The sequence below is a fragment of the Streptomyces sp. NRRL S-340 genome, from assembly GCF_000720185.1.
Classification (GTDB): Bacteria; Actinomycetota; Actinomycetes; order Streptomycetales; family Streptomycetaceae; genus Streptomyces.
The window spans coordinates 39020-60007 of record NZ_JOIY01000034.1; the positions used below are offsets into that span (position 1 = coordinate 39020).

The 20988-nt window shown below is 73.5% G+C and carries 20 protein-coding genes and 1 pseudogene; 12 read left to right on the forward strand and 9 right to left on the reverse strand.

Annotated elements, in window-relative coordinates; genetic code table 11:
- Positions 1–60: 60 nt before the first annotated feature.
- Both IG64_RS25520 and IG64_RS25525 read left to right on the forward strand, forming a co-directional pair.
- On the forward strand, positions 61–408 hold the full coding sequence (locus IG64_RS25520; RefSeq protein ID WP_051813328.1) for an STAS domain-containing protein: 348 nt from the start codon (positions 61–63) through the stop codon (positions 406–408).
- A gap of 439 nt (positions 409–847) precedes the next feature.
- A complete protein-coding gene (locus tag IG64_RS25525; RefSeq protein ID WP_037860374.1) occupies positions 848–1423 on the forward strand; it encodes a DinB family protein in 576 nt (191 codons plus the stop codon).
- A gap of 296 nt (positions 1424–1719) precedes the next feature.
- Here the strand turns inward: IG64_RS25525 and IG64_RS25530 are convergent, their stop codons facing one another.
- Both IG64_RS25530 and IG64_RS25535 read right to left on the reverse strand, forming a co-directional pair.
- Complete coding sequence (locus IG64_RS25530; RefSeq protein ID WP_037860376.1) at positions 1720–2019, reverse strand: hypothetical protein; 300 nt, start codon at positions 2017–2019, stop codon at positions 1720–1722.
- Positions 2020–2260: 241 nt separating this feature from the next.
- On the reverse strand, positions 2261–3145 hold the full coding sequence (locus IG64_RS25535) for a helix-turn-helix transcriptional regulator (RefSeq protein WP_078884215.1): 885 nt from the start codon (positions 3143–3145) through the stop codon (positions 2261–2263).
- 73 nt (positions 3146–3218) lie between these two features.
- Here IG64_RS25535 and IG64_RS25540 point away from each other — a divergent pair, with 73 nt between their 5' ends.
- Positions 3219–3935: an SDR family oxidoreductase gene (locus IG64_RS25540; RefSeq protein ID WP_037860378.1), complete on the forward strand. Its 717-nt coding sequence runs from the start codon at positions 3219–3221 to the stop codon at positions 3933–3935.
- A 447-nt stretch (positions 3936–4382) separates the two neighbouring features.
- Here IG64_RS25540 and IG64_RS25545 read toward each other — a convergent pair whose 3' ends face one another.
- Together IG64_RS25545 and IG64_RS25550 are read right to left on the reverse strand one after the other, a co-directional pair.
- Positions 4383–5588, reverse strand: coding sequence for a PP2C family protein-serine/threonine phosphatase (locus tag IG64_RS25545; RefSeq protein ID WP_037860381.1), 1206 nt, complete (start codon positions 5586–5588; stop codon positions 4383–4385).
- Positions 5585–7162: a sensor histidine kinase gene (locus tag IG64_RS25550; protein ID WP_037860383.1), complete on the reverse strand. Its 1578-nt coding sequence runs from the start codon at positions 7160–7162 to the stop codon at positions 5585–5587. Before IG64_RS25550 ends, IG64_RS25545 begins: the two co-directional genes overlap by 4 nt.
- Before the next feature lie 120 nt (positions 7163–7282).
- Between IG64_RS25550 and IG64_RS25555 the strand changes: the two genes are divergently transcribed.
- Complete coding sequence (locus IG64_RS25555) at positions 7283–7651, forward strand: hypothetical protein (protein ID WP_234438609.1); 369 nt, start codon at positions 7283–7285, stop codon at positions 7649–7651.
- A gap of 3 nt (positions 7652–7654) precedes the next feature.
- Positions 7655–8086, forward strand: a complete 432-nt coding sequence (locus IG64_RS25560; RefSeq protein ID WP_037860386.1) for a response regulator — start codon at positions 7655–7657, stop codon at positions 8084–8086.
- A 129-nt stretch (positions 8087–8215) separates the two neighbouring features.
- Here the strand turns inward: IG64_RS25560 and IG64_RS25565 are convergent, their stop codons facing one another.
- A complete protein-coding gene (locus IG64_RS25565) occupies positions 8216–9214 on the reverse strand; it encodes a helix-turn-helix domain-containing protein (RefSeq protein ID WP_037860387.1) in 999 nt (332 codons plus the stop codon).
- Positions 9215–9397: 183 nt separating this feature from the next.
- Between IG64_RS25565 and IG64_RS25570 the strand changes: the two genes are divergently transcribed.
- A complete protein-coding gene (locus IG64_RS25570) occupies positions 9398–10030 on the forward strand; it encodes a class I SAM-dependent methyltransferase (RefSeq protein WP_037860388.1) in 633 nt (210 codons plus the stop codon).
- Between the two features lie 205 nt (positions 10031–10235).
- On the forward strand, positions 10236–10742 hold the full coding sequence (locus IG64_RS25575; protein WP_037860390.1) for a DinB family protein: 507 nt from the start codon (positions 10236–10238) through the stop codon (positions 10740–10742).
- Positions 10743–10779: 37 nt separating this feature from the next.
- On the opposite strand, the gene IG64_RS25580 is transcribed toward IG64_RS25575, so the two are convergent.
- Complete coding sequence (locus tag IG64_RS25580; protein ID WP_037860473.1) at positions 10780–11589, reverse strand: SDR family NAD(P)-dependent oxidoreductase; 810 nt, start codon at positions 11587–11589, stop codon at positions 10780–10782.
- Positions 11590–11729: 140 nt separating this feature from the next.
- Between IG64_RS25580 and IG64_RS25585 the strand changes: the two genes are divergently transcribed.
- Positions 11730–12476 carry a TetR/AcrR family transcriptional regulator gene (locus IG64_RS25585; protein ID WP_051813329.1) on the forward strand — a complete coding sequence of 249 codons (747 nt, stop codon included), beginning with the start codon at positions 11730–11732 and terminating at the stop codon, positions 12474–12476.
- A gap of 30 nt (positions 12477–12506) precedes the next feature.
- On the opposite strand, the gene IG64_RS25590 is transcribed toward IG64_RS25585, so the two are convergent.
- A complete protein-coding gene (locus IG64_RS25590) occupies positions 12507–13037 on the reverse strand; it encodes a DUF4232 domain-containing protein (protein ID WP_037860391.1) in 531 nt (176 codons plus the stop codon).
- A 420-nt stretch (positions 13038–13457) separates the two neighbouring features.
- Positions 13458–14060, reverse strand: coding sequence for a TetR/AcrR family transcriptional regulator (locus IG64_RS25600; protein WP_037860392.1), 603 nt, complete (start codon positions 14058–14060; stop codon positions 13458–13460).
- A gap of 233 nt (positions 14061–14293) precedes the next feature.
- Here IG64_RS25600 and IG64_RS25605 point away from each other — a divergent pair, with 233 nt between their 5' ends.
- The 4 genes from IG64_RS25605 to IG64_RS25620 all read left to right on the forward strand — a co-directional run bounded on the left by IG64_RS25605 (position 14294) and on the right by IG64_RS25620 (position 19582).
- A complete protein-coding gene (locus IG64_RS25605) occupies positions 14294–15529 on the forward strand; it encodes an FAD-dependent oxidoreductase (RefSeq protein ID WP_051813331.1) in 1236 nt (411 codons plus the stop codon).
- A gap of 203 nt (positions 15530–15732) precedes the next feature.
- The gene (locus IG64_RS25610) at positions 15733–16617 is read left to right on the forward strand and encodes a helix-turn-helix domain-containing protein (protein ID WP_037860393.1); all 885 of its coding nucleotides are present in this window, start codon (positions 15733–15735) and stop codon (positions 16615–16617) included.
- A gap of 330 nt (positions 16618–16947) precedes the next feature.
- Complete coding sequence (locus tag IG64_RS25615) at positions 16948–18639, forward strand: dolichyl-phosphate-mannose--protein mannosyltransferase (protein ID WP_199811654.1); 1692 nt, start codon at positions 16948–16950, stop codon at positions 18637–18639.
- Positions 18640–18757: 118 nt separating this feature from the next.
- Positions 18758–19582: a response regulator transcription factor gene (locus tag IG64_RS25620; protein WP_051813332.1), complete on the forward strand. Its 825-nt coding sequence runs from the start codon at positions 18758–18760 to the stop codon at positions 19580–19582.
- Positions 19583–20038: 456 nt separating this feature from the next.
- On the opposite strand, the pseudogene IG64_RS25625 reads toward IG64_RS25620, so the two are convergent.
- Positions 20039–20929: pseudogene (locus IG64_RS25625) on the reverse strand (LysR family transcriptional regulator); the annotation flags it as partial.
- Positions 20930–20988: the final 59 nt, after the last annotated feature.

The window sequence follows — 20988 nt, forward strand, 5'->3', positions numbered from 1 at the left end:
TGATGCCCCCGCGTCGCCGGGGGTGTGACGGGCCCGACCCCACGGAATCGAGGGGCGACCTTGAACGATCTGACCGTCCTCACGCAGCAGCACACCGACCGCACCACGATCGCCGTGAGCGGGGAGGTGGACCTGCAGACCTGTCCGCGACTGGCCCAGGCCGCCTTCATCGCCGCCACAGAGAACGAGACGCTCCACCTCGACCTGTCGGGAGTGTCCTTCATGGACTCCAGCGGACTGAACCTGCTGGTCCTGCTCCACCGCCGCCTCCAGGCGAAGGGCGGCCGCCTCACGGTCACCGGCCTCCAGCCCCAGCCCGCCCACCTGCTCCGGCTGACCGGCACCTACGAAGTGTTCAGCGACGCCTCTGCGTCCACGCCGCCCCCGTCCCACAGGCAACGCCCGTGAGCCGGCCCACGATCCCGTACCAGGCGGCCTGACAGGCCCGCCTCACCATGCAGCCCCGTCAACCCATCGGCCGGACGCCGGCAAGCCCAGGTCACCCGTCCGAAAGCCCGGGCCGGCCCGGGCGGACGCGGAAGCCCGCCGAAAGGCCGCGCCAGCGCCTGCCCACAGGCGGGTCGCACGGACGGAGCCGGGCATATTTCAGTGACCGGGCCGGGCGGGTTGTGGTGAGTGCCGGGCAGGTTTTCGTGAGGGCCGAGCGGGTCTGGTGGCCCGCCGGGCCACAGGATCCGCCGGGCCACAGGATCCGCCGGGCGACAGGGGGCGCCGGGCCACAGGGGGCGCCGGGCCACAGGATCCGGGCGACAGGGGGCGCCGGGTCGCAGGCTCCGCCACCGAAATTCAGTGGTGGAGAACAATCGATACGCACCAGGATCCGCTCATGGACCCAGGCGCGCGTGATGACGAAGCAGCGGTGACCCGGTGGACTCCTTCCACCCGCTGTCCCGACATGTGGGTCGACCCCGACGACGACCCGCGCGAGACCGCAGCCGGGCCGGTCGGCGAACGCGGCACGCTGCTGGACAGTCTGCGCCACTTCCGCCTCACCATCGAGATGAAGTGCGCGGGCCTGGACGCCGAACAGATGGCCCGGCGCTCCGTACCGCCGTCCACCATGTCCCTGCTCGGGCTGATACGGCACATGGCCGAGGACGAACGGCACTTCCGCCGGATGGCCGGCGAGGACGTGCCCAGGATCTACCGCACCGCTGAAGACCGTGACGGCGACTGGAACGGCGCGATCGCCGAGCCGTCGGTCGTGGCGGACGCCTGGCGGCAGTGGCGGGCCGAGAGCGAGGTGACCGACCGCTTCATAGCGGGCTTCGCCGACCTCGGCACCCGGACGGGAGAGGCGCCGCTCCGCGAGATCCTGGTGGCGCAGATCGCCGAGTACGCACGGCACTGCGGCCACGCCGACCTGCTGCGCGAGCGGATCGACGGCCGGGTGGGCCAATGATCGACCGCGCCGCTGAAGGTACGGCGGGAGCTGACCGTCCGGTTCCTGCCCGCTGCCGCCGGTCGGCCTCCTACGGACCCGCGCCCGCTGCGACCCCGAGCTGCTGGAACGGATGCTCCCTGGAGCCGCACTCGTAGCACGGGCGCACATGGGCGGTCGCGGGCATCCCGGACGGTCCCGGACGGGATGCCCGAAGACCTTCACCGGCAGTGCCGCGTGGCGGGGTGGCCCGACGGCGCCCTCCCGGCCGGCGCCGGCGCCGCACCGGCCAGAACCTCACGGGCCCGCTGGGGGCCTCACGCCCTGCCCGGCGTGGTGGACGGCTGCGGCACCGGGCCGCCTTCGCCGCCTTCCGCCTGGCACTCGAAGTCGTAGAGCAGGCAGCTCGCCACCGGCGCGGGCGTCGTGAGCCGGCTCGTGGGGTGGGAGGACGGGCCCGGGACGGCCCGGGGCGTCGGGGTGGGCGACGGCTCGGGCACGGAGGTGGCGCTGCCGCCGGTGCCGCCGAACGCGGCCACCAGGATCCCGACGGCGGCGAGGACGACGAGGACGCCGACGGCGGCGGCGAGGCGCGGGAAGGGCGCGGGGGCGCTCATGACGCGGGGTTCCTTCCGGAGTGACCAGGCCGCCGGACGTGGCCGGCGGCGGGAGTGGTCCAACGCGGCCGGCCGGGTGATGGTCACGCTCACGTCAACCTTCCGCACGCCCCGCAGCGTGCCGGGCGGGGCCCGGGCAGTGTCGGCGCGGGACCGGGAGGGCGCCCGGGCGGGACTTGCAGGGGTGGTCCGGAGGGGACCCCGCACGGTGGTCCGGCGACCGGCTGTGCCCGCCCGGCTGTCATGCCTCGGCGGTCGGCTCTGCCCTGGTCCTCGGCTGTGTCTTCGCGGTCGGCCGGGCCTCGGCCCCCGGCCGCGCCTCGGCGGTGAGCCTGCTCAGCGTGCGGGCCGAGGGGGAGCCCGGGTCGGCGGTGATCAGGACGACTTCCTGGTCGTCCTCGGGGACGAGGAGGACGTCGCAGTTCAGGCGGAGCCTGCCCGCCGTCGGGTGGTCGATGGTCTTGGTGCGGTGGCCCGGGGCGTGCACCGGGCGGGTCTCCCAGAGCCGGCGGAACTCCTCGCTGCCCGCGTGCAGTTCGGCCAGCAGCGCGGCGAGCCGCGGATCGTGCGGGTAGCGGTCGGCGGCCCGGCGCAGACGCGCCACCGCGATGTGCCCGAACTCCTCCGTCCCGGAGCTTTCGCGCACCGCTCCCCCGCCGAGGAACCGGCGGCGGGCCAGGTTCACCGTGCCCGTGGCCAGGTGGTCGCCCAGCAGGGCCTGGGCCAGCGGGTTCCAGGCGACGACGCCGTAGGTCGCGTCGGTGACGACCGCGCCGGTGTCCGGCAGGCGCCGGAGCATCCGGGCCACGTGCGGGCGTACGCGCCGTACGACGCCGGAGGCGGGGGGCGGCGCGCTCGTGCCGGCCAGGCGGAACAGGTGGCTGCGTTCGGCCGGTGTGAGGCGCAGGGCCTGGGCCAGCGCGTCGAGGATGCGGGGCGAGGGACGGGGCCCGCGGGCCTGTTCGAGGCGTGTGTAGTAGTCGACGGACATGTGGGCCAGCTCGGCCACTTCCTCGCGGCGCAGGCCCGGCGTGCGGCGCGGGGGCCCGGCGGGCAGGGCCGGTTCGCGCGGGCGCAGGGCCGCGCGGCGCTCCCGCAGGAAACGCGCCAGTTCCTGCCGCGCCATAGCCGCTCCTCCCGCTCGCCTGGTACAGGTTGTCCCTGGCACGGGCGGACACCGCCAGGGGACCGTGGCTGTCATGAACGATCGCACAGCACTGGTCACGGGTGCCAACAAGGGCATCGGCAAGCACATCGCCCGCCTGCTCGTGGCGGAGGGTTTCACGGTGTACGTGGGCTCCCGCGACGCCGGGCGCGGGCGGCGGGCCGTCGAGGAGATCGGGGGCACCGCGCGGCTGCTGGTCCTCGACGTGACGGACCCGGACGGCATCGCCGCGGCCACCGGGCAGGTGGACCGCCTCGACGTCCTGGTCAACAACGCGGGCACCCTGCCCTCGCTCGCTCCGCCGACCGAGGCCGGCACGGAGGAGTTCCGGCGTACGTACGAGGCCAACGTGTTCGGGGTGGTGGCGGTGACCAACGCCTTCCTGCCCGCCCTGCGCCGCTCGCCGCACCCCCGGATCGTCAACGTGTCCAGCGGGACCGGGTCACTGACCTGGAGCACGAACCCGAACCCCCAGTTCATCCCGGGCAGCGGTGGCGCGGCCGCCTACCGGTCGTCGAAGGCCGCTCTGAACGCCCTCACCCTGCTGTACGCGCAGACCCTGGCCGGGGAGGGCTTCAAGGTCAACGCGCTCGCCCCGGGCCGGCGGGCCACCGATCTCGACTCCCGGCCGGCCTCGCCCGGCGGGGATCCGGCGGAGGCCGCGCAGGGTGCCCTGCGCCTGGCGCTCCTGCCGGACGACGGCCCGACCGGCGCCTTCTTCTCCTGGGACGGAACGCCCGTGCCCTGGTGACCACCGGGAGGCGCCCGGCGGCGCACCACTGCGGGAAACGGACCCGGCGGCGCACCACCGTGCGCCGCCGGGTCCGTGGGGGCGCGCCGCCGCGTAGCCGACCCTGCCGTCGCCGTCGCCGTGCCCGTCGCGGTTCCGCCGCTACGGCGTCACTTCAGGCAGCCGGGGGCCGGGAAGGCGGTCGTGGTGGCGGGGTGGCCGTCCTGACGAGACGGAGACGGGAAGAAGAAGGAGTTCATGCCGCGTCTCACCCGGCGGTGCGGGCCGGCCGGTGAGGGTGGGGGGCGGCAACAGGAAGGGTACGGAACCTGTTTCGACGGTTCGTCGCCCGGACTGTCACAGGAGAGCGGCAGGAAGCGGAATGCGTCCTCCCGGACGGGCATCCCGGCGGCCCTGACCGCCGGCCCGCGGGGCCTGCGGTCAGGGCCGGCCTATCGTCTCGCCGGCTCAGCGCTCGCCGCTGCGGCCGTCCGGCCGGCCGGCGGCGAGGTCCCAGTCCAGGCGCAGGACCGCCAGGTCGTCCGTGTGCCGGTCGGCGTTGAGGGTGCGGGTCCGGGCGACGAGCCGGTCGAGGTGGGTGCCGGGGTCGGGAGCCTGGAGCGTGTCGATGATGCGCAGCAGGCCGTCCGCACCGAGCCGTTCGTCGGTGCTGTCCGCGAATCCCTCGATGAGGCCGTCGGTGTAGGCGATGAGCCCTCCCCGTGCGGGCAGCGCGAGGGTGGTGGCGGTCCACTTGCCCAGTCCGGGCGCGATCCCGAGCGCGATGCCGTGGGCGGCGGTCACCTGCCGGGTGCCGTCGTCCGTGACGAGGAGGGGTTCGTGGTGGCCGGCCAGGTGCAGGGTGAGGGTGGCGGCGTCCGGGTCCAGGGTGATGAGGGTGCAGGTGGTGAACAGGTCGCTGCCGGTGCGCTCGGCGATGTGGATCTGTTCCAGCAGGTGGAGCAGGTGCTGGTCGCGGTGGCCGCCGAGGGTCAGGGCGCGCCACGCTATGCGGAGGCAGACGCCGAGCGCCGCCGCGTCGGGGCCGTGGCCGCTGACGTCTCCGATGATCGCGTGGACCTGTCCGTCGTCGGTCTGGACGACGTCGAGGAAGTCCCCGCCGAGCAGCGCCTGTGCCCGTCCCGGGTAGTAGCGGCTGGACGCGGTGACGGCGGTGGAGGACAGGAGGGGCTCGGGCAGCAGTCCGCGCTCCAGGCGGGCGTTCTCCTCGGCGCGCAGGCGTCCGATCTGGAGGGCCGCGTTGGCGCGCTCGGCCTGCTTGCGCTGGATGGCGTAGCGCACGGCGCGCTGCATCAGGTCGGGCTCGACCTTGCCCTTGACGAGGTAGTCCTGGGCGCCGGCGGCGAGGGCATCGACCCCGGCGCGGGGCTCGTCCAGCCCGGTCAGGACGATGATCGCGGCGTGGGTGTCCGCCTCGATCGCGTGGACCGTCTCCACACCGGTCGCGTCGGGCAGGTGCAGGTCGAGCAGGACACAGTCGCAGGGGTGCGCGGCGAGGGTGCGGCGGGCCTCGGCGGCGGTGCGGCAGCGTGTGAGGGTGTGCGGCAGGTCGGTGTCGTAGAGGAGTTCCTCGACGAGGAGGGCGTCGCCGTCGTCGTCCTCCACGAGGACGATCCGGAACTGGTCCACGCCGTCCGCGGCTCGGTCGGTCACGGCTGCGGCTCTCTCTCCTCGGACGCCGGCTCCGTCCCGGCGGCCGGGAGGGTGAAGACGACGCGGGTGCCCAGCTTGTAGTCGGGGTCGATGCCGATGCTCCCGCCGTGGAACTCCACGACCTTCTTGCACATGGCCAGGCCGATGCCGGTGCCGGGGTAGGCGTCCTTGGTGTGCAGCCGCTGGAAGATGATGAAGACCTTCTCCTGGAACTCGGCGGCGATGCCGATGCCGTTGTCGCTGACGGCGAACTCCCAGGTGTCGCCGTCCTGCGCGGCGCTGATGTGGATGTGCGGCGCGTGGTCGGGGCTGCGGAACTTGACGGCGTTGGACAGCAGGTTCTGCCAGAGCGTGCCCAGTTGGGTGGGGTCGCCGACGACGGTGGGCAGCGGGTCGTGGGTGATCTCGGCGCCGGTCTCCTCGACGGTCACGCTGAGATCGTCGAGCACCCGGCTCACGATCTCCTCCAGGTCGACGGCCCGGTGGTCGTTGTGCACGCGGCCGACGCGGGAAAAGGCCAGCAGGTCGTTGATGAGGTTCTGCATGCGGTTGGCGCCGTCGACGGCGAACGAGATGTACTGGTCGGCGCGTTCGTCCAGCTGTCCTCCGTACCGCCGTTGCAGCAGCTGTGTGAAGCTGGACACCTTGCGCAGCGGTTCCTGCAGGTCGTGGGAGGCGACGTAGGCGAACTGCTCCAGTTCCGTGTTCGACCGTTTCAGGTCTTCCGCCTGTTCGTCGACCAGTTGCCGGGCCTCCTCGCTGACCTGCAGTTCCTCCACCAGGCGGCGGCGCATCGACTCCACGTCGTCGGCCAGCCGGCGCAGGTCGGCGGGGCCGGTGCCGGTGAAGGAGAGGTCGAAACGGCCTCCCGCCACGTCCCTGGCCTGTGAGCCGAGCCGGCTGAGCGGGCCGGTGATGCCGCGGCGCAGCCCCTCGGAGACGAGGACCGCCAGCAGCACGATGAGGACGGCGATGACGGCGAACATCCAGTTCCGCAGCGTCTCCGCCTGCCGCAGTTCCCGGGCGGCGGCGGCCCGCTCGCCCTCCAGTTGGGCCTGCTGCCGCGTCATGGCGTGCCGCAGCGCGTCGAAGGACTTCTTGCCCTCCGTCGCCCGGTCCGTGGCGAGCTTCACCGCGTCGCCGGCGGACGCGGCGGAGACGGGGCGGGCTATCCGCCGCTGCCAGGTCCCGGCCAGTTTCTCGACCTCGGCGAGGTCGGCGGCGGCCTCGGGGTCGCCCTCGACGAGGGGGCGCAGGCGCCCCAGGGCGGCCTTCTCGTCCCGCACGCCCTGGGCGTAGGGCTGGAGGAAGTCCGAGCGGCCCGACAGCCCGTAACCCCGGACGCCCGTCTCCTGGTTGACCAGGGCCTGTTCCACGCGCATCGCCTGGATCAGGGCGGGGGAACGCCGGCCGACCAGGTCGGCGGTGACCTGAGAGGTACGCCACGTGGCCCAGCCGCCGAGCGAACCCAGCACGGCCAGGACGACCGCCGCGGTCGCGACGCCGGTACGAAGCCAGCGCCGGGTGGTCCAGCCGGAGAACGCACCTTCGGTGTAGGACGGCTTGCTCTGCATCCCGCTTCGCGTCTCTCCCTCGGCAGTCCCGGTCCCGGTCAGGCCCACGGCATGCTCACTGTACCCACGCTCCGACAACGTATGTTGTCCCGGGGGAGATCAACGCCGTAGCCTGGGCCCATGCCTGGTTCAGCTCCGCCTCCCCAGCTCTCGCAAGAGACGGTCGCGCTGGTGACTCAGATGGTGGACGAACTCGCCCGGCGTCTGGCACCGGACCCCCGTGCCGTCGCCTCGCAGGCCGAATCCCCGGACGCGGCCCACCAGTCCCGTAGCCGGGCGCTGGAACGGCTGCGGCTGCTGACCGGCGTGAAGCAGGCCGTCCGGCAGCTGGAGGACCAGGCGGCCCGCACCGCGGCCGCCGGCGGAGCCGGATACCCCGAGATCGGCCGGGCCATCAGCATCAGCCGTCAAGGAGCCCGGCGCCGCTGGCCCGGGCTGATCACCGCCAGCGCACCCCCCGTCCACCGCCCCACACCCCGGAGCTCGTGAATCATGGCTGCCGCCGCAACCCGCCCCTACGACGTGCTGCTGGTCGAGGACGACATCGCCGACGCGATGCTCATCCAGGACGCCCTCGCCGAGCGAGGCACCCGCAATCTCACCCAGGTCCCTGACGGCATCGCGGCCCTGGACTACCTGCGCGACCCGGGCAGCGCGCGCCCCGACCTGATCGTGCTCGACCTCAACATGCCCCGCATGAACGGGCGGGAGTTCCTCGCCGTCGTCAAGGAGGACCCCGAGCTGCGGACGATCCCCGTCGTCGTGCTGACCACCTCCTCCGCACCCGACGACGTCTCCGGCGCCTACCGTCACCATGCCAACGCCTATGTCACCAAGCCGGTGAACCTGGAGGAGTTCGAGGCGGCGGTCCGCAGCATCGACGCCTTCTACCTGGACATCGCCGTCAAGCCTCCCAAGGAGTAAGAACTCCGGACGAAACGGGCGTCCGATCGGTCCGCGGCGTCCGGTGCGTGTGACCGCAAGACACCTGAAGACCCTCGCGACGGAGCCACCGGGACGTTCCGGCAACGCCCCGCGCGTGCGCGTCGGGTGTCACGAGCCGGGCGCCCGTTTTGTCCGGAGTTCTGAGGAACCGGAGTCCTGGTTCCGGTCCGTGCCGCTGTACGCCCGGTACGCCGACGGCCTGACGCCCACGTGCGCCAGGAAGGCCGAGGACAGGCTGCCCGGGCCGGAGAACCCGCAGCGTTCGGCGATCTGCGCGACGGTGAGGCCGGTGCCGGACAGCAGCCGCCGTGCCCGCTCGATCCGCAGGCCGGTGAGGTACCGGTGCGGTGTCTGACCCGTGGCGTCGCGGAAGACGCGGACGAAATGGTAGACGCTCAGGTGCACTTCGCCGGCGATGTCCGCGAGCGTCAGCGGATCGGCCAGGCGCTCCCGCATGATCGCGAGGCCTGCGCGGACGGCCCTGTGCTCGGGGCCCGGGAGGCGCTGCTCCCGGCCCGCCCGGCCCCGCGACAGCAGGTGCGTCACGAGGAAGGCGGCGGCCGACTCCGCGTACAGGTCACCGGCGTGTCCGGCGGCCGGCAGGGCGCGCACGACCTGTTCGACGACCTCGTCCCCCGCGGCCAGCTCGGCCCCGATCGCCGCGAAGTCGGGCGCCGGGCCGCCCAGTTCGGCCGCGATCCGCTCGACGGTGGCCCGCGGGACGTGCACCTGGATGCTCCGCATCGCCGACGCCGAGGCGGCACGGTAACTGCGCGTGGTCGGGTGGCCGGGCACCATCAGCTCCAGGCGGCCGGGGGCCCAGCGCCGCCGCACCGCCCTCCCCGCACCGGCGCCGGTGCTGGTCGCGGCTCCGGTCCCCGCGCCGTCCCGCACCCGCATCACCGCCTCCCCGCCGACGGCCAGGACGAGATGCAGGTCCGCCACTCCCGGCAGCGCGAAGGACTCCACCTCCCGGGCGTGGGTGAAGCACTGCACGAGCAGGGATTGCCAGCCCGCGGCGTGCCAGCTGCAGTGGGTACGCCGTACGAGCCCGCCGGTGTCGAGATCCGCGTACGGCGCCAGGTCGAAGTCGGGCGTGTCGAACACCCCGTAACCCTACGGCCGCCCCGTCGTCCCCCGGGCGCCGGCGGCGGCCGTACGCCTGCCCGGCCGCCGCCGGCCCGCGAACCCGCGGCCGGTCGGGCCTACTTGCCGGACCGGCAACAAGCCGTGCCGGATCACGGGGAGCAGGGCGAGACTCGGACGCCCCCGACACAAGGGAGTGCGCTGATGAGCACCACCGACCCGGTCACCTTCTGGGACGACGTCTACGCGGCCCGGCCGGCCGCCACCGATCCGCGGCCGAACGCACGGCTCACCGAGACGGTCACGGGCCTGCCGCCCGGCGACGCGCTCGACCTCGGGTGCGGTGAAGGCGGCGACACGCTGTGGCTCGCCGGCCAGGGGTGGCGCGTCACCGCCGTCGACGTCTCGGCCGTGGCCGTCGAACGGCTCACCGGCCTCGCCCGCTCACGCGGTCTGGGCGGCCGCGTGAGCGCCGCGCAGCACGACCTGCGCGACTCGTTCCCGCAGGGCGCGTACGACCTCGTCAGCGCCCACTACCTGCACACTCCCCTGGACCTGGACCGGGCGGCCGTCCTGCGCTCGGCCGCGCACGCGCTGCGCGCGGGCGGCCGGCTGCTGGTCGTCGACCACGGATCGACGGCCCCGTGGTCGTGGAACCAGGATCCCGCCCTCCGCCACCCGGACCCGCGGCAGGTCGCCGCCGGCATCGGCCTCGACCCCCTCACGTGGACGGTGGAGCGGGCCGACTCGCCGCGCCGCACCGCGACCGGCCCGGACGGGCGCACCGCGGAGGTCACCGACCACGTCCTGCTCATCCGCCGCACCGCCCTGTCCTGACCGGACGGCGCCCACCCTCTCCTGACCGGACGGCGCACCGCTCCCGCGACCAGGTACCGCGGTTGCCCTTCGTGACCAGGTACCGCGTTCCTCTTCGTGACCAGGCGCCGTACCGCCGTCCCCGACCGTCGACCGTCCGCCGCACCGCCGTCCCCGACCGTCCGCCGCACCGCTGGAACCGGTGCGGCTCCCGCGAGGAGTCTCCATGGGCAGGACCACCGCCCCCCGCCGCGGACGCCGCGGCGACACCCCGCCGCCCCGCACCGGAAGCAGCGAGAGCGAGGTGCTGCGCGGCTTCCTCGACTACCTGCGCGAGTCGGTCTGCGCGAAGGTGGAGAGCGCCCCCGAACCGGCGGTGCGGTCCGCCGGGGTACCGTCGGGCACGAACCTCCTCGGCCTGCTCCACCACCTCACCTCCGTCGAGCGGGCGACGTTCCTCGGGGAGCAGGTGACCGACTGGCAGGCGACCTTCCACGCCGCCCCCGGGGACGGCGTGGCCGAAGTCGTCGCCCGCTACCGGGAGTCGGTCGCGCAGGCGAACGGCGTACTCGACACGTGCGCCGACCTCGGCGCACCGGTCCCCCGGCCCCGGCCCGGCCGCCCGGCTCCCAGCGTCCGCTGGGCACTCACCCACCTGATCGAGGAGACCGGCCGGCACGCCGGTCACGCGGACATCCTGCGCGAGCTGATCGACGGCGCGACCGGACGCTGAGGACGCCGGCGGCCGGGGTGCCGGCCGGAGCACGGCGTCAGAAGAGGGTCTCACCCCCGTCGACGGTGAGGACCTGGCCGGTGATGTAGGTGTTGGCCATGAGGAACAGGGCCGAGGCGGCGGCCTCGGCCGCGGTCCCGAAGCGCCCGAGCGGAGCGCTCGCCCCGGCGGCGGCGACCGCGTCGTCGGAGCCGAGTCCCGGCCGCGAGCGCAGGAGCGGGGTGTCGATCCGGCCGAAGCGGACGGTGTTCACCCGCAGGCGTGCGGGGGCGAATTCGACGGCGAGGGCCCTGGTGAGCGTCTCCACCGCGCCCGCGACCGACAGCAGGCTGCTCATCCCGGGCACGGGGCGGACCACGAGGATCCCGGAGGTGAAGGTCAGCGAGCCTCCGGCGGGCAGCCGGGTCGCCACCGCGCGGGCGGCCGTGAAGGCCGTCTGCACGCGGGACTCGAAGACCGTACGGAGGTCTTCGGCCGACAGCTCGGTCACGGGGCCGGCGCCGCCGATGCCGCCCGCGGTGACGAACACGTGGTCGACGTGGCCCGCCGCGTCGAAGGCCTGGGCGAGGGTGCCCTCGTCCGCGCCGTCGCCCGCCACGGCCAGCACGCTGTCGTCGGCGTCCTCGGCCGGTCCTGCGTCGCGCACCCGGGCGACGGCGGCCTCCAGCCGGTCGGGGTCGCGCCCCACCAGCACGACGCGGGCGCCCACCGAGCGCAGCAGCTCGCCCGCCGCCAGCCCGATGCCCGAGCTTCCGCCGACCAGGACGGCGGTCGTGCCGGCCAGGGCGCTGGGCAGCGGGGATCGGACGGGGACGGGGTTCGCGGGAGGAGGGGTGGCAGTGCTCACGGGAGAGCCTTTCGACGAGTCGGACGCCACGCGGTTGCCGGAGGGCGGCATGACAGCAATAAACCATCTGGTTGTTTTACTCCGCATCCGATGCTGCCCTCAGGAGGGCGCCGAGTCAACCGGATGGTTTAATTCGTGCCATGGCCTATGACGCGGAGGACACCAGACGGCGGATCTTCGCCGCCGCCGCTGCCGAGTTCGCCGACCGCGGCCTGGCCGGAGCCAGGGTGGACCGGATCGCGGCGGCCGCCAGGGCCAACAAACAGGCCATCTACCTCTACTACGGCAACAAGGAGAAGCTGTTCGCGGCCGTCCTGCGGGCGAAGCTGGCGGAAATCAGCGTCAGCATCTCCGTCGATCCCGACGCGGTGGCCGAGTCGGTCGGGCAGCTCTTCGACTGGTACCAGCACCACCCGGAGCTGATCCGGCTGCTGCTGTGGGAGGCGCTGGAGACGTGCGACGGCGTGGACGAGGCGTGCGGCGGCGCGGACGAGGCCGCGGGCGCACGGACGGGCGGCGACGGCGGCGGCACCGGCGGCCTCCAGGACGAGGGGGAGCGGGACGGGGAGCGCGAGAGGGAATTGCGTGACGCGTTCCGCGAGAAGGCGTACCGGCTCATGGGCGACGGGCGCGGGGGCGGCGGCGTGGCACCCGGGCTGCCCGAGGACGCCCGTCTCCGCGTCGCCCAGGACCTGCTGTTCACTCTCATGGGACTGATCGCCTGGAACTTCGCGGTACCCGGAATGTGCCGCACGGCCCTGGGCGAGCCGACCTACCGGGCCGCCCTCGCCCGCCGCCGCGCCACCGTGATCGAGACCGCCCGCACCCTCGCCGCCACCGCGGGCCGGCTCGGGAACGGGGTCGCCGAGCAGCGGGGCCCTGGGTGACGTACCGGCACGGTGGCGGAAGAGCGACGGTCAGGCCCCCCGCCGCACCGGGCCGACGAGGGTGCCGGGGGCCACGCTGAGCTTGCCTTCGGCGACGGACGTGCCGGGGATCACGCCACCGGGGGCCCGCAGCGTGAACGACGCCTCGTCGGCGGCGGTGCCTCGGCGGGCGCTGGGGACCTGGATGTCGAAGTGCACCGGATGCCCCGGGCCGAAGGTCACCACGCCGCCCTGACTGCCGTAACGGCCCGCGGTGACGCCGGTCTCCGTGCCGTGGCGGGAGAACCGTACGTCCGTGGGTGAACCGGCCAGCTCGCACGAGGCGTACCCGCGCGGCGCGGTCAGCGTCACCCGGTAGTGGGTGTGGCCCGAACTGGCGGGTCCTTCGGTGATCTTCGCGAGGTGGTTGGCCGGCCGGCAGGCCGAAGGTGCGGCCGCGCGGGCGGGGGTGGGCGCGGGCGAGGCCTGGGCGGTTCCCACGCCGGCGGCGACCGCCAGCCCCGCGACGGCGGTGACCGCTGTGACGGCGGCGGTGACGGCGGACTTCCGGGTCGTACGCATCCTGAACACTCCTTGCCTTGCATGATGGTTCGGCGGGTGTTCTCCGCCGGACCATGGTCAGGACGATTCCTGCCCCGTCCCCGTCACGGGGAATGTCCCAGGACGGAAACGGCCGGGTGCCCGATCGGTCCCGCGAACGCTCGGGCCGTGGGGGGCGCACGGCCTCAGCAGGGTGTCGACCAGCGTGTCCACCAGGCCGTCGGGGATGTCCGCACCCGTCACGGCGCGGCAGACGAGGGGGCCGGTGGGTGCGCCCACCGTGGCGTCGGGGCCGAGCGGGGGCGAGACCTCGCCGGTGCCGGTCGCGTGGGCGGGCATCGGAGCCGTCCCGTTCCGCCGGGCTCCCGGCCCTGTTCCCGGAGCCCGTCCCCGTTCCGCCCGGCGCCCGTCGGCGTTCCGCCGGAGTGCCCGGACCAGCGGTCAGGCGTCGCGCGCCGCCGTCGCGCCGGCGGGCGGTTTCCAGCCGTGGGCGAGGATGCCGAAGACCTCCTCGACCGCGGCCCGGCGGTCCTCCCGACCGCCCGCGAGGGCCGGGATCTCCAGGACGAACCGGGCGAGGGTCACACACGCGAGGTCGTCGTGGGCGACGCCTGTCTCGTCGGCGATGGCCGCACTGAGGGCGTCGGTGTGCCGGGTCCACATGCGTTCGGCGTACGCGCGAAGCGCCGGTGTGGACTCCACCAGGCCGGTGAAGCCGGCCCGCTGCGGGTGCTCCGCGACGGGCAGCCAGGTGTCGAGCACGTGCTGCCGGAGGGCGTCGAGGATGCTCCGCCCCGCCGGCCGCCGCCGCACCGCGGCGACCAGTTCCGCCTCCCGGTCCTCGTCCTGGTCGAACACCAGGGCTTCCTTGCCGGTGAAGTGCTTGAACACCGTGGTGGTCGACACGTCGGCCGCGTCGGCGATGTCCCGGATGCTCACCTGGTCGTAGCCGTGCTCCAGGAAGAGCTGGAGCGCGGCGTCGGCGATCGCTCGCCGGGTGGCCGCCTTCTTGCGTTCGCGGCGGCTGACGGGAGGCACGGTCATGTGCCGAGCATAGCCGAGAGTGGCATCGATGTTTAAGTTGACTCATTGCACTTTTTTATCGGTTCTGCTTTTCTGGAGCCACCGAGCCGGTCGGGCGATCAGCCCGTCGCGTGATCAACCCATCCAGTGACCAGCCCATCCCGTGATCAGGCCATCGGGCGACCAAGCGATCAGCCGACAAGTCCGGATCCGTTGAAGTCGCCTCGGCCGAAACCCGACGTAGGAGAACCGCCATGACCGCGAACCCCGCCGCCCCGAAGACCGCCCCCGCCGCGGCCGCCGCGGCCTCACCCCACCCCGCCCGCGCCAGGATCAGCATCATCGGTGCCGGGCCCGGCGGGCTGACCTGTGCCCGCATCCTCCAGCGGCACGGCCTGGCGGTCACCGTCCACGAACGCGAGGCCGGTCCGGGCGCCCGCGACCAGGGCGGCACCCTCGACCTGCACGCCGACAACGGCCAGATCGCGCTGCGCGAAGCCGGCCTGCTCGACCGGTTCTTCGAGCTGTCCCGCCCCGAGGGGCAGGAAATGCGCCGGATGGACCCGGACGGCACCCTCGTCCTGCATGAGGTCCCGGCGGCCGGCAAACGGTTCAAGCCGGAGATCGACCGCGGTCAGCTGCGCGACCTGCTGCTCGGCTCGCTCCGGCCGGGAACCGTGCACTGGGGCCGGACGCTGGACGCGATCAGCGGCCCCGCCGGCGGACCGCGGCACCTGCGCTTCACCGACGGCACCACGGCCGAGGCCGATCTGGTCATCGGCGCCGACGGAGCCTTCTCCCGGGTGCGCCCCGCCGTCTCCGCCGCCGTGCCCCAGTACACGGGGGTGAGCTTCCTGGAGGCGTGGTTCTCCGACGTCGAGAACCGGCACCCGGACATCGCCGACCTGGTCGGGCCGGGCAGCGCCGCGGCGGCCGACGGCGAGCGCGGCATGTTCGCCCAGCGCAACAGCGGAGGCCACATCCGCGTGTACCTCATCCGCCGCGTCCCGGTCGACTGGATCGCCCGGCGCGGCCTCACCGCCGACGACACCGGCGCCCTCCGCGCCCTGCTGCTCGACGAGTACGCCCACTGGTCCCCCCGCCTGCGGCAGATGATCAGTGACAACGACGGCCCCTACGTCCACCGCCCGATCCTGGCCCTGCCCGTCCCGCACGCCTGGGAGCACCACCCGACGGTCACCCTGCTCGGCGACGCGGCCCACCTCATGCCCCCGCTCGGCGTCGGCGTCAACCTCGCCATGCTCGACGCCTGCGAACTGGCGCTCGCCCTCGCCAACGCGGCCACCGTCGACGACGCGGTCCGCGACTACGAGAAGACCATGCTCCCCCGTGCGATCGAGACGGCCGCCGCCCTCGAGGGCGGCGCCGAACACCTGCTGTCGGGCGTGCCCGACTTCGGCGGCGCGGACGCGGAGGACCCCGCCGACGCGGACGCGGAGGCGCCCGCCGGCGCGGAGACCCGGCACTGAGAGGGCGCACTGTTCAGCACGACACCGCGCCACCGCAGCGCACCCGACCACCCAGGGGGCCTGCCGCCGGATGCCGGGTGCCTGGGCTTTCCGGCTTCCGGCTTCCGGCTTCCGGCTTCCGGCCTCTGGCTTCTGGCTTCTGCTTCTGGCTGGGGGTGACAGGGCCAGGCACGTCCGCCCTCCCGTGACTTACGGTGGGGCGCATGAGCGACGAGCCGAATCCACTGGGTGAGTACCTCCGGGCCCGCCGTGAACTCGTCACTCCCGAACAGGCCGGGATCCCCGTCCTGGGTGTGCGGCGGGTGCCGGGGCTGCGCCGTGAGGAGGTCGCGATGCTCGCCGGCATCAGCGCCGACTACTACCTGCGCCTGGAACAGGGCCGCGACCGCAACCCGTCCGTCCAGGTCCTCGAATCCCTCGCCCGCGTGCTCCTCCTCGACGAGGACGCGACGGCCTACCTGCTCGGTCTCGGAGCGGACCGGCCACGGCGCTCACGGCGCCGTCCCAGGAAGGAGAAGGTTCCGACGGGGATCGCCAAACTCCTCGCCACCCTCCCGCTGCCCGCGTTCGTGGAGGGCCGCTACTTCGACGTCCTCGCCGCCAACGCCCTGGCGACCGCGCTCTCGCCTCGTCTGGTGGCGGGCGGCAACCGGTTGCGCGACGTGTTCCTCGACCCCGCCGAGCAGGAGCTGTACCCGGACTGGACCGAGGCCACGCAGGGCCTGGTCGCGGGCTTCCGGGAATCCGTCGGCACCGACACCGACGATCCTCGTTTCATCGAACTCGTCGGTGAACTCTCCCTGGCCAGCCCCCGCTTCCGGCAGCTCTGGGCACGGCACGACGTCAGGGCACGCGAGGGCGCGCCCATGCGCATCGACCATCCGCAGGTCGGTAACCTCCAGCTGAACCGCGAGAAACTCGGCATCGGCGGCACCGCCGGGCAGATGCTCGTCGTCTACCACCCCGACGCCGGCAGCGGGAACGCCGACAAGCTCGCGCTCCTCGCCGCGGCGGCCCTCGCACCGGCCGCGCCCCGCCACGCGGCAGTACGGGACGACGGCCCGGCCGGGGTTCGCCGGCCGGACTGAGGGAGCGCATCGCCGGCTCTGAGACATCTGGCCGGTCACGGCACATACCCGGACCGGAACACTCGCCGGTCACTCGCGCCCTGGCCGGATCACTCGTGTCCATCGAGAAGCTCGTCCCGGTCGAAACACCTCTGCCCGCCGAGACGCTCGTGCCGTCGGAACCCTGGTGTCCGGGCGAAACACTTGGCCACTCGAAACGCTCGGCCGGCCGAGACACATTACAGTCGCGGCCACGACAGCGCCTATCGTGGTCCGGTGACGAGCAGCGACGACCACGTGCCCCGTTCCCCCGTTCCTGACAGCCCGGTTGAGGCGGCGGCCACGACGGCGGTGACGACGGCGGCGGCGGCGACGGAGCCATGCGGCCGGCAGGAACGGCTTCGCCCCTTCGGATACGTGGCACGGCCGGGAACCGACGTCCGTGAGCGGCTGGTCCCGCCGTTCGCGCGGCCCTCGACACGTGTGTGGGAGCTGCTGGGTGCCGGCCCGGCACGGGCGTACCGCGTCGCGAAGGTGATGGACTGGCTGGGGCCGGTGCTCGTCGCCGTCCTGGCCGGGGCGATCCGCTTCCGGCACCTGGGCCGGCCGCGCGGCCTGGTCTTCGACGAGACCTACTACGCCAAGGACGCCTGGTCCCTGCTGCGGCTCGGCTACGAGAGCACCTGGCCGGATCGCAAGGTCGCCGACCCGCAGATCCTCGCCCACCCGCAGGCCGTCCAGCTCTCCGACACCGGGGCCTTCGTCGCCCACCCGCCGGCGGGCAAGTGGGTGATCGGCCTCGGTGAGTGGATGTTCGGCCTGGACCCGTTCGGCTGGCGCTTCATGACGGCGGCCCTGGGCACCCTGTCGGTGCTCATGCTCTGCCGGACAGGGCGCCGGCTCTTCCGTTCGACGCTGCTGGGCTGCCTGGCCGGCGGGCTGATGGCGGTGGACGGACTGCACCTGGTGATGAGCCGTACGGCGCTGCTGGACCTCGTCGTCATGTTCTTCGTCCTGGCCGCGTTCGGCTGCCTGCTCATCGACCGCGACCGCGCCAGGGGACGGCTCGCGGCGGCCCTGCCCACCGGTGCGGACGGCCGGGCGCGCCCCGACGCGCACACCGGCGACCGTGCCGGGACAGGGGTGCGGCCCTGGCGGATCGCGGCCGGGCTCTTCCTGGGACTCGCGGCGTCGGCCAAGTGGAACGGCCTGTATGTGCTGGCGTTCTTCGTGGTCCTGACCGTGCTCTGGGACGTGGGGGCGCGGCGCGTCGCCGGGGCCCGCCGCCCCTGGCGTGCGGTGCTGCGCAAGGAGCTGGGCCGCTGTGTCCTGTCCCTGGTCCCGGTGGCCGCGGTGACCTATCTGGCGACCTGGGCCGGCTGGTTCCTGTCCGACGACGGTTACGGCCGCCACTGGGCCGACGGCCGCGGCGGAACCTGGTCGTGGATCCCCGCCCCGCTGCGCAGTCTGTGGCACTACGAGGACGCCGTCTACCAGTTCAACGTGGGGCTGCACACCCCTCACACGTATCAGTCCAACCCGTGGAGCTGGCTCGTCCTGGGCCGCCCGGTGCTCTTCCACTACCAGTCGCCGAAAGCCGGGCACGACGGCTGCCACACGGCGGCAGGCTGCTCGCAGACGGTCCTCGCGCTCGGCACCCCGCTCCTGTGGTGGACGGCCTGCTGCGCCCTCGCCTACCTGCTCTACCGCTGGGCGCTGCGCCGCGACTGGCGCGCCGGTGCGGTGCTGTGCGCAGTGGCGGCCGGTTACCTGCCCTGGTTCCTCTACCAGGACCGCACGATCTTCTCCTTCTACGCGGTCGTCTTCGTGCCGTACCTGTGTCTGGCCGTGACGATGCTGCTGGGGGCCCTGGCCGGCCCGCCGGGCGCCACCGGCCGACGCCGCGCGGCGGGGGCGACGGCCGCGGGTGTGCTCGTCGTGCTCGTCGTCGGGAACTTCCTCTGCTTCCTGCCGCTCTACACCGGGCAGACGATCCCCTACGCCGACTGGCTCGCCAGGATGTGGCTCGACACCTGGATCTGAGCCTCTTCTCCCGCCGGATGTCAGGAAGTTGTCGGATTCCTGTCGCCGTCCGGTGCTCCCTCGCCGACATGTGCGGCAGCGGAGCGTGTCACCTGCCGCGCTTCCTACGATGGCCCCCATGTGTGCGTACATCGTGCTCGCCGACGACGATCCCAAACAGACCGATCTCATCCGCCGCTACCTGGAGCGGGAGGGCCATGCGGTCGGTGCCGTCCACGACGGGCGGGCCGCCCTGGAGGAGATCCGGCGGCGGACGCCCGATCTCGTGGTGCTGGACTGGATGATGCCGCGCACGGACGGGCTGGACGTGGTCCGGGTGCTGCGGCGGGAATCCGAGGTCCCGGTCCTGATGCTCACCGCGCGTGCGGAGGAGGACGACCTGCTCCTCGCCCTCGACCTGGGCGCGGACGACTACATGACCAAGCCGTTCAGCCCCCGCGAGCTGGTCGCCCGCGTGCGTACCCTGCTGAGGCGTACCCGCACCGCTGTCACGACTGTTCCGCCCGTTCCCCCGGCCGCGCCTCTTCCCGGGGCCGCCTCCGTTCCCGGGGCCACCCGGCCGGCCGAACCGGTGTTCGCCGTGGGGTCGCTCGTGGTCGACCCGGCCCGCTTCGAGGTCCGGGTGGACGGGCGGACGGCCGACTGCACGCCCGGTGAGTTCCGCGTGCTGGAGATGCTGGCGTCGGCGCCGGGCCGGGTGTTCACCAGGAAACAGATACTGGAACACCTGCACGGCATCGACCGCTACGTCACGACCCGCACGGTCGACGGGCACGTCATGAACCTGCGCCGCAAGATCGAGCCCGATCCCGCCCGGCCCGAACGGCTGCTCACCGTCTACGGCGTCGGCTACAAGCTCGCCGACGTCCGCTCCCCGGGCACCTCCGGCAGGTCCGCCGATCCCGTCGGCCGCGAGATCGGTTCCCGGTCCCGTGCGAGGTGACACACCGCCGCGCAGAAACCTGCGGGCGCGGCTGCTGGCGCTGTCCGCGCTGGTCTCCCTTGCTCGGTCGCGGCGACGGCCTGGCTCGTCGTCAGCCTCACCGCCGTCGCCATCGGGCGGGAGCGCGGCCAGGTCCTCGCCGACGACGCACGGATCTACGACACGCTCGTCGGTTTCGCGGCCACGCACCCGGACTGGGGACGGACGGTCGGAACCTGGGACCAGAACTGACGTCCGGGGCGGACGGTCGGAACTGCCTGACTGGCCAGGACGTCAGGACGGAGAAGTCCTGCCGGTGTCCTGTCGCCGTCCCCTTGCCGTGCCGTCGACGTCCGCGCCCTGTGAGGGAGTTGTCAGCGGACGGTGGGCGTCCGCTCTCCCGGTGTCCTCGTCCTCTCCGGCCCCGGCTCCGGTACGGCCGGCTTCCTTCTCCCGCCGAGAACCACCGGAAGGGCCCTGCGTCCGGGGGCCGACGCCGAGGACGCGGAGCATCGCGCGGGCGGCCGGGCTGGGGTTGAACCGGCTCCACGCCAGGTGTTCCACGCGGTGCGGGCCGCCGGCCACCGGCACCAGCGCGAGTCCGGGCTCGGCGGCGGCCGCCGGGCCGATGAACGCCGAGGGCAGCAGGGCCACGCCGAGGCCGCGTGCGATCAGCCGGATGATCAGCTCGACGAGCGCGGCCTCGTACGCGACCTCGCGGACCAGGCCCGCGGCGGTGAACGCCTGGTCGGTCTGGGCCCGGCCGGGTGTGCCGGACACGAAGTCCACGAACGTCTCCCCGGCGATCTCGCTCAACGTCACCCGGGAGGCGCCCGCCAGCCGGTGACCGGCGGGCACCACCAGCACGTGCTCGTCGTGGTCGAGGACGAGGCTCTCCACTCCGAAGGGCCGCTCGCCCTCGGGCAGGCCGAGGAAGGCGATGTCCAGGTCGCCGTCGCGGATCGCCGCCACCAGGTCGTCGCTGCGCCCGGAGCGCAACACGACGTGGACGTCCGGGTGCAGGGCGCGGTACCGCTGGAGCACCTCGGGCACGTCCACCGCGGCCGTGGTCACGATCACGCCGACGCCGAGCCGCCCGCGCACCACACCGGTCGCGGCGGCGGCGTCGGCGACCGCGCGGTCGGCGGCGGCCAGGCACTCGCGCGCGGCGGCGAGGAACGCCTCGCCCGCGCGGGTCGGTTCGACCCGGCGGCTGGTCCGGGCGAACAGCCTGACCCCCAGTTCCCGTTCCAGGCCGGCGATCCGGTGGCTGAGGGACGACTGCACCACGGAGCAGCGCTCGGCGGCGCGGGTGAAGTTGCGGGTCTCGGCGACGGCGACGACGTACCGCATCTGCTGGAGGTCCATCCATCCATCGTCATCGTTCATGGCTGCGATGACAAACATGCTTTGGAATCATGAGGGGT